General features: G+C 73.9%; 11 protein-coding genes. 2 read left to right on the top strand and 9 right to left on the bottom strand.

Annotated elements, in window-relative coordinates:
• From GWK15_RS11740 to GWK15_RS11770, 7 genes are read right to left on the bottom strand one after another with little or no spacing between them, the layout of a single operon-like run.
• Window positions 1-792 carry a hypothetical protein gene (locus GWK15_RS11740; RefSeq protein ID WP_168041526.1) on the bottom strand — a complete coding sequence of 264 codons (792 nt, stop codon included), beginning with the start codon at window positions 790-792 and terminating at the stop codon, window positions 1-3.
• Window positions 789-3,284, bottom strand: a complete 2,496-nt coding sequence (locus tag GWK15_RS11745; protein WP_168041527.1) for a Lon protease family protein — start codon at window positions 3,282-3,284, stop codon at window positions 789-791. The genes GWK15_RS11740 and GWK15_RS11745 overlap by 4 nt, the downstream gene beginning before the upstream one ends.
• 7 nt (window positions 3,285-3,291) lie before the next feature.
• Entirely contained in the window at window positions 3,292-4,398 is a 1,107-nt protein-coding gene (locus GWK15_RS11750) for a Glu/Leu/Phe/Val family dehydrogenase (protein WP_168041528.1), read from the bottom strand.
• A complete protein-coding gene (locus tag GWK15_RS11755) occupies window positions 4,395-5,483 on the bottom strand; it encodes a dihydrolipoamide acetyltransferase family protein (RefSeq protein WP_168041529.1) in 1,089 nt (362 codons plus the stop codon). Before GWK15_RS11755 ends, GWK15_RS11750 begins: the two co-directional genes overlap by 4 nt.
• Entirely contained in the window at window positions 5,480-6,460 is a 981-nt protein-coding gene (locus GWK15_RS11760) for a transketolase C-terminal domain-containing protein (RefSeq protein ID WP_168041530.1), read from the bottom strand. The genes GWK15_RS11755 and GWK15_RS11760 overlap by 4 nt, the downstream gene beginning before the upstream one ends.
• Window positions 6,457-7,518 carry a pyruvate dehydrogenase (acetyl-transferring) E1 component subunit alpha gene (gene pdhA / locus GWK15_RS11765; RefSeq protein ID WP_168041531.1) on the bottom strand — a complete coding sequence of 354 codons (1,062 nt, stop codon included), beginning with the start codon at window positions 7,516-7,518 and terminating at the stop codon, window positions 6,457-6,459. Before pdhA ends, GWK15_RS11760 begins: the two co-directional genes overlap by 4 nt.
• A 22-nt stretch (window positions 7,519-7,540) precedes the next feature.
• Window positions 7,541-8,386 (bottom strand): universal stress protein, encoded by an 846-nt coding sequence (locus tag GWK15_RS11770; RefSeq protein WP_168041532.1) that lies wholly within the window; start codon window positions 8,384-8,386, stop codon window positions 7,541-7,543.
• Between the two features lie 155 nt (window positions 8,387-8,541).
• Here GWK15_RS11770 and GWK15_RS11775 point away from each other — a divergent pair, with 155 nt between their 5' ends.
• Entirely contained in the window at window positions 8,542-9,411 is an 870-nt protein-coding gene (locus GWK15_RS11775) for an FkbM family methyltransferase (protein ID WP_168041533.1), read from the top strand.
• A gap of 11 nt (window positions 9,412-9,422) precedes the next feature.
• The gene (locus GWK15_RS11780) at window positions 9,423-10,001 is read left to right on the top strand and encodes a class I SAM-dependent methyltransferase (protein WP_168041534.1); all 579 of its coding nucleotides are present in this window, start codon (window positions 9,423-9,425) and stop codon (window positions 9,999-10,001) included.
• Window positions 10,002-10,005: 4 nt separating this feature from the next.
• Here GWK15_RS11780 and GWK15_RS11785 read toward each other — a convergent pair whose 3' ends face one another.
• Together GWK15_RS11785 and GWK15_RS11790 are read right to left on the bottom strand one after the other, a co-directional pair.
• Window positions 10,006-11,556, bottom strand: a complete 1,551-nt coding sequence (locus GWK15_RS11785) for a D-aminopeptidase (protein WP_168041535.1) — start codon at window positions 11,554-11,556, stop codon at window positions 10,006-10,008.
• 1 nt (window position 11,557) lies between these two features.
• Window positions 11,558-12,571 carry an alpha/beta fold hydrolase gene (locus GWK15_RS11790; protein WP_168041536.1) on the bottom strand — a complete coding sequence of 338 codons (1,014 nt, stop codon included), beginning with the start codon at window positions 12,569-12,571 and terminating at the stop codon, window positions 11,558-11,560.
• Window positions 12,572-12,633 lie beyond the last annotated feature (62 nt).

Here is a 12,633-nt window from a genome sequence, read left to right on the forward strand (position 1 = left end):
TCAGCGCACCAGCACCGGCACCCGCCGCAGCACCGCGAGCCGTGGCGCCGCTTCCTCGTCCTGCGCCGCCACCGCCGCGCGCGGCAGCACCAGCAGGCTCTCCGCGATGCCGCCCAACCCTTCCAGGATGGCGGCACTGGTGAGCGCGCGGACGCGCCGCCGCATCACCCCGGCCTCGCGCCCCGCCGGGTGCGGCACGCCCGGCGGCTCGAGCAGCACCAGCCGCTCCCCCGCCGCCGCCGCGATCCGCCGCGCCATCGCCTCCGCCTCGACATCCGTCGCGAGGCCCACCACCGGCCCTTGCCGCCGTGCCAGCCGCGGCGGCACCAGCAGCACCCCGGCCTCGGACTCCAGCGCCGCGCGCCAGCCCCGCCGGAATCCGCCGAAGGCCCGCCCCGCCGCGCTCTCCGGCGCGCCGATCACCAGGATGTCGGCGACGCCGCACAGCCCCGCGACGCAGACCCCGACCTCCCCGCGCATCACCTCGAAGCCCGCCGGCACGCCGAGCCGCGCGCATTCCGCCTCGAGCCGCCGCCGCAGGCTGGCCGCCGCGGCGTCGAGCCCCGCCGCCACCTCCCGAGCCTCGATCGGGCTCCAGCCATGGCCCGGCAGGCGCAGTTCCCGCGCGAAGCCATGCCCGGCGAGCGCGAGCAGCGCCTCGTCCTCGACGAAGACGCCGAGCAGCTCATGCCCGAGTTGCTGCGCCAGCAACGCGGCGGCCTCGATCCCTGCCACATCGCCGGCGAGGCCGAGTTCCAGCAGCACGCGGTGCCGCGGCGGACGGGCGCTCATTCCTCCTCCTCCACGCCCTTACGCGCCTTGCCGCGCTGCACCGCGGCGAAGCGCGCCAGCGTCGCCTCGACGCGCCCGTTGATGCTGCCATAGGGGAAGCGCCCATCGACCCCGCGCGTGCCCGGCTCGCGTCCCATTAGCAGCCGCGCCGCCTCGTCGATGCCGCCCACGGCGTACACGGCGAAGCGGCCCGCGGCGCAAGCCTCCACCACCTCGGCGCGCAGCATCAGATGCTGCACGTTGGACAGCGGGATGATCACGCCCTGCGTGCCGGTCAGCCCGCGCGCGGCGCAGATCTCGAAGAAGCCCTCGATCTTCTCGTTCACGCCGCCGATCGGCTGGATGTCGCCATGCTGGTTCACCGATCCGGTGATGGCGAGGTCCTGGCGCATCGGCAGCCCCGACAGCGCCGAGAGCAGCGTCAGCAACTCGGCCGCGGAGGCGCTGTCGCCCTCCACCCCGCCATAGGATTGCTCGAAGACCAGGCTCGCCTGCAGCGACATCCCGCCTGCCTGCGCGTAGCGGCCCGCGAGGAAGCCCGAGAGGATCATCACCCCCTTGGAGTGGATCGGCCCGCCGAGCTCCACCTCCCGCTCGATGTCGAGGATCCGCCCGCTGCCTGGCCGCACACGTGCGGTGATGCGCGTCGGCCGCCCGAAGGCGAGGCCGCCGAGGTCGAGCACGCTCAGCCCGTTCACCTGGCCGACGCGTTCGCCGGCCGTGTCGATCAGCGCCACGCCACGCAGGATGGAATCGCGCGTCAGCAGCACCGGCCGCTCCAGCCGGCGCCGCTGCTCGGCAATGGCGCGGTCGATGTCCTCGCGCCCGGTCACCGCGCGGCCCGCCGCGCCCGCCCAGTGGCCGGCCTCGGTGACGAGGTCGCGCAGATCCTCGACCAGCAACGTCAACCGCTCGGAATCGCCGGCGAGCCGTGCCGCATGCTCGATCGCGCGCGCCACCGCCTCGCGCGACAGCGCCCGCGCGCCTTGCTCCCTCGCCAGCGTCGCGATGACCCGCGCAAGCATCGCCTCGCTCTCCGGGCTGCGCACCGCCTCGTCGTCGAAATCCGCGACGATCTTGAAGTGGCGCGCCAGGTCCGGGTCATAGGCCGCCAGCAGGTAATAGAGCATCCGATCGCCCACCAGCACGACCTTCGCGTCGAAGGGGATCGCGTCGGGCTCCAGCGAGACCGTCTGCGCCAGGCCCATGAAGCGCGCCGGGTCCTCGATGACGATCTCGCCCCGCGTCAGGGCGCGCTTCAGCGCCTCCCAGGAGAAGGGCTCGGTCAGCAGCGCGCGCACGTCGATGACGATGGTCCCGCCATTGGCGCGATGCAGAGCCCCGGCGCGGATCATGCGGAAATTCGTCACCAGCGCGCCCTGCACCGGCAGGTGCTCGATGCGCCCGACCAGGTTGGCGAGCGTCGGGTGCAGTTCCTCGACCACCGGCGCGCCCGCCGGCGCCCCGTTGCGCGTGACGAGCACGTTGACCGCATAGCGGTCGAGCGGCGATCCCGCGCGCAGCCCCGTCGGCAGCGCCTCCGCGCCCTCGCCCTGCTCGCCGATGAAAAGCTGCACGTTCTCGACCAGGTCCGCACGCACGGCCTCGAGATGCGCGGTCACCTCCGGCAGGTCGGCGAAGGGCGCGGCGGCCTCGCTCACCGCCTCGTCGATGACGAACTTCGCCGTCTCGCGGTCGAGCTCGCGGATCGCCTCGCGCCGCTGCCTCTCGAAGCGCGGGATGGCGCGCAGCGTCTGCTCCAGCTCCTTCTCGATCCGCTCGATGCGCCCCCGCGTCTCCTTCTGCTGCGTCTCCGGCCAGGTGGAGAACTCCTCCGGCGGCACCACCTTGCCGTCCTTGGCCGGCGCGACGGCGAAGCCCATCGGCGTGCGCACGATCGCCATGCCATCGGCCGAGGCCTTCTCCGCCAGCGCCGAGAAGGCCTCCTCCGCCTGGCCGTGCAGGGAGGTCTCGATCGCGCTCCGCCGCCGCTGGTAGTCCTCGCCCTCGAACATCGCGGGCAGTGCGGCGCGCAGCTCCTCGATCATGCCGGCGAGCGAGGCCTGCAGCGCCGGCCCGCGCCCGGCGGGCAGGGACAGCGCACGCGGCCGGTGCGGCGCAGCGAAGCAGTTGACGTAGACCCAGTCGGGCGGCGGCGGCCGACCCTTCGCCGTCTCCTCAAGTAGGGCGCGGACCGACCCGCCGATGCGCGCGCCGGACCGGCCGATGGCGAAGATGTTGAAGCCCTGCGCGCCGATCGCGGCGCCGAGGCCGATCGCCTCCCGCGCCCGCTCCTGCCCCGGCAGGCCGGGCAGGGGCGCGAGGTCCCCGGTCGTCGCGAAGGGCAGTGCCGAGAGGTCGGCCGCACGGTAGAGCCGCACGGCCGGCATTGGCCCGGGCAGGGGCTCGGCCGTCGCGGGCAGGTTGTCGGCGACCGGCGCCGGCACGCCGCGGGCGTTGCGATGCTGGCGAGTCGGGGTTCGCTTCGTCATGGCCACCTCACCGGAACCGCCGCAGCGCCATCGCCGCGCGGACGCGCCGTTCGGCGAGCGCCACCGCCGCGGCGCGCGGCTGGATGCCGTGGCGCGCGGCTTCCTCCAGCACCGCCTCGGTGTTGGCGCGGATGCGGGCGACGATGGTGCGCAACGCGTCCTCCTCGCTGCCGCCGTGGAACTCGACCGCGGCACAGATGACGCCGCCGGCATTGGCGATGAAATCGGGCAGCACCAGCACGCCACGCGCATGCAGCGCCGCCTCGGCCTCGGGCGTGCAGGGAATGTTCGCACCCTGCGCGACGATGCGCGCCTGCAGCCGGTGCACGTTGGCGCCATCGATCACGTCGGGCCGCGCCGCGGGGATCCAGATGTCGCAGGGCACGCCGATGATGGCGTCGCGCAGTTCGCGCCGCCCCGTGCCGTGCTCGACCAGCGCGCGCCCTTCCGCCTTCAACGCCGCCAGCCGCGCGACGTCGAGCCCGCCCTCGTCCACCAGCGTGCCATGGGTGTCGCTCGCCGCGACCAGCACCGCGCCCTGCGCGGCGAGCACCCGCGCCGCGTGCTGCCCCACCGCGCCGAAGCCCTGCACCGCGACGCGCGCCCCGGCCAGCGACAGCCCGATCCGCGCCGCCGCGACGCCCACCGCCGCGCCGAGCCCGATCCCCGTCGCCCCGATCTCGTCGAGCGGAATGCCCCCGATGGCGCGCGGCAGGCCGACGGCGCGGCCGGTCTCCTCCCGCACCCAGGCCATGCAGGTCTCGTTGGTGCCCATGTCCGGGCCGGGGATGTAGTCGGCGATGTCGCGGATCGCGCCGGCGAAGGCGCGCACCAGCGACTCTCGCCGTTCCTCGGGCGCATGCGGGTCGGCGATGATCACCGCCTTGCCGCCCCCATGCGCGAGGCCCGCCGCCGCGTTCTTCATCGTCATGGCGCGCGCCAGGCGGAAGGCCTCCCGGGCATCGGCGTCCGCCGCCATGCGCACCCCGCCGATCGCCGCACCGCAGGCGGTGTTGTCCACCACCAGCACGGCGCGCAGTCCCACGCCCGGCCGATGGATGTGGATGACCCGCTCAGGCCCGAGATCGTCCGCGAAGGCGAAGGGATCCGTCATTCCGACTTCTCCAGCTCGGCGATGGCGGCGGCGAGGAAGCGCGCCGCCTCCCCGCCCGTCACCGCGCGATGGTCGAAGGTGAGCGAGAGCGGCAGCAGCCGCCGCACCGCGAGCGCCCCGTCATGCACCGCCGGCCGCGCATCGATCCGCCCGGCGCCGAGGATCGCGACCTGCGGCGGCACGACGGCGAGCGCCGCATAGCGCCCGCCCATCGTCCCGAAATTCGACAGCGTGACGGTCGCCCCGCGCAGCATGGCGGGCGGCGCGGCGCGGCTGCGCACCGCCGCCTTCAGCGCCGCGAAATCCGCGCGCAGCGCCGCATCGTCCCGCCCGCCGACGTCGCGCAGCACCGGCACGAACAACCCATCCCCCGTATCCACCGCGATGCCGAGGTCGACCGCCGCGTGCAGTCGCCGCAGCGGCGGCTCGCCCTCGAGCCAGGCGTTCAGCGACGGCGCCGCCCGGCAGCCCGCGGCGACGGCGCGCGCGAGCCGCAGCGTCACCTCCGCATCGGGCGCCCAGCCCGTCACGTCGGCATCGTCGCAGACCGTGGTCGGCGCGACACTGTCGCGGAAGGCAGCCATGTTGCGCGCCATCGCGAGCCGCACGCCGCGGAGCTCCTCGCCGCGCGACCCCGCGGCGGCCTCCACATCCGCCAGCGTGATGGTCCCGCCCGGCCCGCTCCCGCGCAGCGTCGCCAGATCGAGCCCCAACGCCTGCGCCCGGGCCCGGGCCGCCGGCATCGCCGCGATAGCGGGGGTCGCCGTCGGCGCCGCTGCGACCGGCCGCGGCGGCGCGGCGCCCTGGGGCAGGCTCCCGACCACCGCGCCCGTATCCGCTTCGGCACCTTCCACGAAGCGCAGCAGCGGTGCGCCCACGCGCACCTTCTGCCCCGCCGCGGCGAAGATCTCGGCGATGCGCCCCGCCTGCGGGGAAGGCACCTCCACCACCGCCTTCTCCGTCTCGACCGAGACGATCGGCTGGTCCGCCACGACATGGTCGCCCGGCGCGACGTGCCAGGCGACGATCTCCGCCTCCTGCAGTCCTTCGCCCAGATCGGGCAGCGTGAAGACGGCGCGTGTCATGCGAAGGCCATCGTCTCGCGCACCGCCGCGGCGATGCGCCCCGCATCGGGCAGGTAGGCCTGCTCCAGCCGCGGCAGCGGCATCACCGTGTCCCAGCCCGCGACGCGCCGCACCGGCGCGCGCAGCGACATCAGCCCGCGCTCGGCGACGCGCGCCGCGACCTCGGCGCCGAGGCCCGCCGTCAGCGGCGCCTCCTGCACGATCACCAGCCGCCCGGTGCGCGCGACGGAAGCGAGCACCGTCGCCTCGTCCAGCGGCTTCAGCGTCGCGAGGTCGATCACCTCGCAGCCGATGCCCTCGTCCGCCAGCGCCTCGGCCGCCGAGAGTGCCTCGGGCACCATCCCGCCCCAGGCGACGACCGTGGCGTCGCTGCCCTCCCGCAGCACGAAGGCGCGGTCGAGCGGCAGCGGCGGCGCGTCGTCCGGCACCTCCTCCCGCAGCGCGCGATAGAGCCGCGTCGGCTCCAGCACCACGACAGGATCCGGATCGGCGATCGCCGCGAGCATCAGGCCATAGGCCCGCGCGGGCGAGGACGGCACCACCACGCGCAGCCCCGGGACATGGGCGAACATCGCCTCGGGGCTTTCGGAATGATGCTCCGGCGCGCGCACCCCGCCGCCGGATGGCGCACGCAGCACCATCGGGCAGGTGATCCGACCGCGCGAGCGCGTCCGCAGCCGCGACGCGTGGTTCAGCATCTGGTCGATCGTCGCGTACATGAAGCCGGAGAACTGGATCTCCGCCACCGGCCGGAAGCCCTGCGCGGCGAGCCCGATCGCCAGCCCCGCGATGCCCGCCTCGGCCAGCGGCGTGTCGATCACCCGCTGCGGCCCGAAGCGCGCGAGCAGCCCTTCCGTCGCGCGGAACACGCCGCCATCGGTGCCGACATCCTCGCCCAGCACCAGCACCGCCGGGTCCTCCGCCATGGCCCGCGCCAGCGCCGCGTTCACCGCCTGCACCAGCGTCCTTTCGGTCACGGCACCGCCTCCGCCTTCTGGCGCGCCAGTTCCGCCGGCAGCGCCGCGTAGGTGAAGTCGAACACGCTCGCCACCGCCTGCGGGGGCGTCGCGAGGTAGTCGGTCTCGGCCTGCTGCACCTCCTCGCGGCAGGCGGCGAGCAGCGCGTCCTCCTCCGCCTTCGACCAGGCGCCGGCGGCGGTCAGCCAAGTCCGCAACCGCGCGACCGGCTCCTCGTGCCAATGCACGCTCACCTCGGCATCGTCGCGGTAGCGGCGCGCGTCGTCGGCGGTCGTGTGGTCGGCCAGGCGATAGGTCACCGCCTCGATCAGCGTCGCACCACCGCCGGACCGGGCGCGGGCCAGCGCCTCCTCCATCGCGTCGCGCACCGCGATCACGTCGTTGCCGTCCACCTGCAGCGCGGCGATGCCGCCGGCGACCGCCTTCTGCGCCAGCGTCTCCGCCGCCGTCTGCGCGCGGCGCGGCACCGAGATCGCCCACTGGTTGTTGTCGACGACGAAGACCAGGGGCAGCGACCAGACGCCGGCGAAGTCGATCGCCTCCGCCACGTCGCCCTTGGACGTCGCCCCGTCCCCCATGACGCACACCACGGCGCGCGCCTCGCCGCGCAGCCGCATGGCGAGCGCGATGCCCGCCGCATGCGGCGCCTGGCTGCCCACCGGCACGCAGACCGGGAAGTCCTGCCGCGGCCCGGCGAAGTCGCTGCCGCGCTCGTCCCCGCCCCAGTAGAGCAGCAGTTCCCGCATGGTCACGCCGCGCAGCAGCTGCGTGCCCTGTTCGCGGAAGGACGGCACCAGCACGTCCTCGGCCCGCATCGCCGCGCCGATGCCGACCCCCACCGCCTCCTGCCCCAGGGAGGAGGCGAAGGTGCCGAGCCGCCCAGTGCGCTGCAGCGCCACCGCCTTCTGGTCGAAGGCGCGGGTGCGCACCATGGCGCGGTACATCGCCGCCAGCGCCGCCGGGTCCTGCGCGAAGGCCGGCCAGGGGCCGCAGGCGGTCCCGTCCGGCGCCAGGTGGCGCCGGCGGAGGATCTCGAACCGGGCGGCGACGCTGTCCATGCGCGGCCTCCGGGCCCCGAAGTCAGTGGGCCATCAATACCGGCGCGGTCATCTGCTTCATCAGCGTCCGCGTCACGCCCCCCAATATGGTCTCGCGCAGGCGGGAATGCCCGTAGGCTCCCATCACGATCAGGTCGGCGGAGATTTCCGAGGCGCGGTTCAGCAGCAGGTCCCCCGCGCCGACCTCCGGCGCCACCGTGTGCTCGACCTCGACCGCCAGCCCGTGCCGCGCCAGGTGCCGCGCGATGTCGGCCCCCGGCTCCTCGCCATGCCCGTCGATGCCGCGGCGCGGATTGACCGAGGAGACGATCACCTTGGCCCCCGGCGCGATCACCGGGATCGCGTCGTTCGCCGCGCGCGCCGCCTGCGCGCTCGCATTCCAGCCGATCAGGACGCGCGTGCCGATGGTCGTGAAGTCGCCCGCATAGGGCACGACAAGGACGGGCCGCCCGCTGTCGAACAGCGCCGCGGACAGGATCGCCGTCGCGGTCGGTAGCCCGTCATCCGGGCTCGCCTGGCCCAGCACGGTCAGGTCGGCATATCGCGCATGCAGCGACACCAGCTCGGCCCCGGACCCTTCCGCGAGCCGCCATTCGCCCGAGAGCCCCTCGCGCCGGATCGTCTCGTTGAACGCGGCCTCGACCTTCGTCGCCTCGGCCAGCGCGTCGTTGCGCATGCGGTCAATCATCTCGGCCAGCACCGCGCCACTCGACGCATCGGACGCCGCGAGCACCGGCAGCATCACGTCCACCACAAAGAGGCCGACCAAGTGCGCCCCGTTCCGCCGCGCCAGCTCCGCCGCCAGACGCAGCCGCGTCGGCGATGCCGCGGTCTCGTCGAGATGCACCAGGATGTCCTTCAGCGCCATCGCGTCTTCCTCCGATCCCGTCCCGTCCCGTCCCATCCGAGACTAGCGGGGCATGGGGCGCCCCCGGGTTGATCGGCGTCAAGTCCCGCCCGGCCGCGTGAAGGTTTGGGAAACCCCGCGCGCCGAGACTGCGCCCGCTGCAGGAGGCAGCCGCCATGCCCATCCCCGCGGACCGTTCCTTCCGTGCCCTGACCGGCGGCGCCGCGCCACGCGTGAAGGTGGTCGACATCGGCGCCAACCCGATCGACGCCGACCCCCCCTACGCCGCCATGCTGCGCGCCGGCGACGCCGAGGTGGTGGGCTTCGAGCCCAACCGCGCCGCGCTCGCCCTGCTCGATGCGCGCAAGGGCCCGCTCGAGCGCTACTTCCCCCATGCCGTCGGGGACGGCGCGCGCCACCGCCTGCACATCTGCCAGGCGCCGGGCATGACCTCGCTGCTGGAGCCCGACCCTGCGGTGCTCGCGCTGTTCCACGGCTTCCCCGACTGGGGCCGCGTGCTGGCGACCGAGGAGGTCGCGACCCGCCGCCTCGACGACATCCCCGAAACCGCCGGCGCCGATCTGCTCAAGCTCGACATCCAGGGCGCCGAGCTGATGGTGCTGCAGAATGCCGAAGCGCGGCTGCGCGACGCCGTCGCCATCCAGGCCGAGGTCGAGTTCCTCCCGCTCTACAAGGGCCAGCCCCTCTTCGCGGAGGTCGAGGCCTTCCTCCGCGCCCGCGGCTTCATGCTGCACCGCTTCTTCCCCACCGTCAGCCGCGCCGTCGCGCCCATGATGGTCAACAACGACCCCTATGCCGCGCTCGGGCAGCTGGTCTGGGCGGATGCCGTCTTCATCCGCGACCTGACGCGACCCGGGGCACTGTCCGGCCGGCAGCTGCTGGCACTCGCCGCCATCCTGCACGACGCCTACGGCGCCTACGACATCGCCTTCCGGCTGCTCGCCGAACAGGACCGCCGCGACGGCGGCGCGCGCGCCGGCGGCTACCTCGCCGCGCTGCAGGCCCCGCTGCGCCAGGCCGCCTGAGGACCTTCCGCATGACCCACGATCCCCGCCTGCTGCTCCATGTCGGCTGCGGCCCCGCCGCGCCGGGGAAGCTGCCGCCGCAAGTCTTCGCTCCGGGCGCCTGGCGGGAGATCCGCCTCGACATCGATCCCGGCGTGGCGCCCGACATCCTCGCCTCCATCACCGACATGCGCGCCGTGGCGGATGGATCGGTCGACGCAGTGTGGTCGGCCCACAACCTCGAGCACCTGCCGGCGCACGAGGTGCCGCGCGCGCTCGCCGAGTTCCGCCGCGTGCTGAAGCCGGGCGGCTTCGCCCTCATCACCGTGCCGGACCTGCAGCAGGTCGCCGCCCTCGTCGCCGCCGACCGGCTGGCCGAACCCGCCTATCAGTCCCCCGCCGGGCCCATCGCGCCACTCGACATGCTGTATGGCCATGGCGCCGCCATCGCGGCGGGCAACGGCTTCATGGCGCACCGCACCGGCTTCACCGCGCGCAGCCTGGAAGCGGCGCTGGTCGCCGCGCGCTTCGACGCCGTGCAGGTGGTGCGCGACCAGCATTTTGCGCTCTGGGCCACTGCGCAGGTCGCCGCCGCTGCCCTCGCCGCCTGATGCCTCAGCCCGCGCGCCAGTAGCGCAACCCGCGCGCCAGCCAGCAGCCAAGCAGGATCTCCGCCGCGCGCCCCTCCGCATCCCGCCGCACGGACAGCGTCCAGTCCCCCGGCGGCGTATGGTCCAGCGCGCGCGGGCAGGGCAGGGCCCAGAGATCCTCGGCGATCGGTTCCAGCACTTCCATCCGCCCCTGGCCGAGGAAGCCCGAGAAGGCGCCATACAGCACGCCGCCCGCATCCTCGACCGTCAGCGCGGCGTCGAGCTCCTCGCAGCGATACCGCCCGGCGATGTCGGGCCGCGGCACGCCGCCGCGCCGTTCCAGCAGCGCCACCTGGTTCTCCGCCGGCCGTTCCATCCGCAGCCCGTCGCCGGTCATGCGCAGCACCGTGCCGGCATTCCCGGCGCTGCCATCCGCACGCAGGTCCAGCCGTTCCGCCGAATGCCCGTAGCGCAGCCGGATCCGCCCGCCGCCCAGACCGTCGATCCGCGCCGACAGACCCGTCTCAGGCTCCACCCAGGCGCCGGCCCAGTCCGGCACGGGCCGGTCCGGCGGCGTCGCCGGCCGCTCGGCGCCGAGCACCGCCGCCAGCACGTCGAGCGCCGCGCCATGCGCGTCCGAAAGGTGGTTGAACATCACCACCACCGAGACGCGTTCCTCCGGCACGTAGAAGCGATGGCTGCGCCACCCGCGCAGCGCCCCGCCATGGCCGATGACGGTGCGCCCGAACTCCGTCGCGCTGCGCAGCCCGAAGGCATAGGGCGCCGGCGCGCCATCGGCGAAGCGCGCCGGCTGCGTCAGCCGCGCATGGAGCGAAGCCTCGTCATCCCGCGTCGCATCGATGTGCCGTTCCCAGCCGATCATGTCGTCCAGCGAGGCGCCAAGCCCCGCATCGCCGGTCCACAGGATGCGGTTCACCGCCGCGCGGAAGCCGCTCGCGACATTGCCCTCATAACCCTCGGTGCCGTCGGGCATGGCGCGCGCATCGGCCGCGAGGAAGGCGCTCCCCATCCCCGCGCGATCGAAGATCCGCGTGCGAAGCAGCTCCGCGAAGCTCCGGCCCGTCCGCGCCTCGAGGATATCCGACAGCAGGCGGAAATTCTGGTTCACGTATGAATACCGCGTCCCCGGCGAGAACTGCAGGCTGCGCGTCCCGCCGATCACCGCCGCGGATTCCGCATCGCCGAAGGGTGCCTCGACCGGCGATCCGTGCAGCATCGCCACCGCCCAGTAGTCCCGCAGCCCCGACTGGTTGTGACACAGGTGCAGCACGCCCGGCGCCGGTTCCTCGAGCAACGGCAGCCGCGCGCGCACATCGCCATCCAGCACGGAAGGATCCGCGAACGCGTCCAGCAGCGCCGCGCAGGTGAACTGCTTCGTGATGGAGCACATGCGGAACAGCGTCCGCGACGTGAAGGGAATGCGCCGCTCCGCATTGGCATAGCCCCAGGCATGGCGCACCAGCACCTCGCCCGCGCGGACCACCGCGACGGCCCCGCCCGGCCCGGGATAGTCGCGCGCCAAAGCCGCGACGGCGCGCTCGATGCGGTCGGTCATCTCAGCCCTCCAGGAAGGCGCGCACATGGTGACGGAGGAAAGCGGCATCCTCCGGATTGGCCACCGGGTTCCCCGCGCGGTGCCCCCAGATGGACGGGATCGGCGTGAGCGTCCCATGCCGCAGATGCGGCAGCTCGGCCTCGTTGTCCGCGACGCGGAAATACAGGTCGGTCGCCGAGGGCATCAGCAACACCCGCGCCTCGATCGCCGCGAGCGCGCGCGCAAGGTCGCCGCCGTAGCGCGGGTCGTCCGCGATGTCCCCCGCCTCCCAGCTGCGCATCTGCGCCAGCAGGTCCGCCGCCGCGCGCCGCGCGAAGCGTTCCTCCCAATCCGTGCGCAGGAAGGTATCGAGGTCCGGCGCCTTCAGCGCCGACAGGTGCAGCCCCGCGCGATAGAAATCCTGGCTCAGCGCCCAGCCGGCATAGAGTCGCCCGAAGGCTCGCAGCGCGGCGGCCGGCTGCGCCGAGAACAGCGCGGTGCCGTCATACTCCGGCGCCGCCTCCAGCACCGCCATCATGCCCTTGAGGAAGACACGGTTGTGCACGGCGGTCCGCGCGCTGCCGCAATTCACCACGATGCACGACACCGCATCGGGGAAGGCCGCAGCCCAATGATAGGCCTGCTGCGCGCCCATCGACCAGCCATAGACGGCATGGACCCGCGTCACGTCGAACACCTCGGCCAGCAGCCGCCGCTGCGCGCCGACATTGTCCCATGCCGTCACCAGTCGCGGCCAGGACGGTGTGTTGCTCGGCGAGGATGACAGCCCACCCGCGAACATGTTCGGAATCACCACGCACCAGCGCGTCGGGTCCAGCACGCCCTGCGGCCCGATCAGCCATTCGAGGTCGGGATGCTGCGCCCCGTAGCTGGTCGGATAGAGCACCAGATTGTCCCGCGCAGGGGAAAGCGCCCCATGCGCCTTCCACGCGATCCGCGCGCCGGGCAGCGTACCGCCCCTGTGCAGCGCCAGGTCACCCAACTCGAACACGCCCTCCCGCACCGGCCAGTCCATCCGCATCCCCTCTCGCATCTCGGCCCGCGAGCCTAGCGCGCGCCCCGCCGCGGGCCGAGAGG

It is taken from the genome of Neoroseomonas oryzicola (assembly GCF_012163135.1).
In the GTDB taxonomy this organism is placed as follows: Bacteria; Pseudomonadota; Alphaproteobacteria; order Acetobacterales; family Acetobacteraceae; genus Neoroseomonas; species Neoroseomonas oryzicola.

Bases quoted from the DNA above. Each gene is read 5' to 3' on its own strand.
- GWK15_RS11740 (WP_168041526.1), bottom strand. From the start codon at position 792: ATGAGCGCCCGTCCGCCGCGGCACCGCGTGCTGCTGGAACTCGGCCTC.
- GWK15_RS11750 (WP_168041528.1), bottom strand. From the start codon at position 4,398: ATGACGGATCCCTTCGCCTTCGCGGACGATCTCGGGCCTGAGCGGGTC.
- GWK15_RS11770 (WP_168041532.1), bottom strand. From the start codon at position 8,386: ATGGCGCTGAAGGACATCCTGGTGCATCTCGACGAGACCGCGGCATCG.
- GWK15_RS11785 (WP_168041535.1), bottom strand. From the start codon at position 11,556: ATGACCGACCGCATCGAGCGCGCCGTCGCGGCTTTGGCGCGCGACTAT.
- GWK15_RS11755 (WP_168041529.1), bottom strand. From the start codon at position 5,483: ATGACACGCGCCGTCTTCACGCTGCCCGATCTGGGCGAAGGACTGCAG.
- pdhA (WP_168041531.1), bottom strand. From the start codon at position 7,518: ATGGACAGCGTCGCCGCCCGGTTCGAGATCCTCCGCCGGCGCCACCTG.
- GWK15_RS11790 (WP_168041536.1), bottom strand. From the start codon at position 12,571: ATGGACTGGCCGGTGCGGGAGGGCGTGTTCGAGTTGGGTGACCTGGCG.
- GWK15_RS11745 (WP_168041527.1), bottom strand. From the start codon at position 3,284: ATGACGAAGCGAACCCCGACTCGCCAGCATCGCAACGCCCGCGGCGTG.
- GWK15_RS11775 (WP_168041533.1), top strand. From the start codon at position 8,542: ATGCCCATCCCCGCGGACCGTTCCTTCCGTGCCCTGACCGGCGGCGCC.
- GWK15_RS11780 (WP_168041534.1), top strand. From the start codon at position 9,423: ATGACCCACGATCCCCGCCTGCTGCTCCATGTCGGCTGCGGCCCCGCC.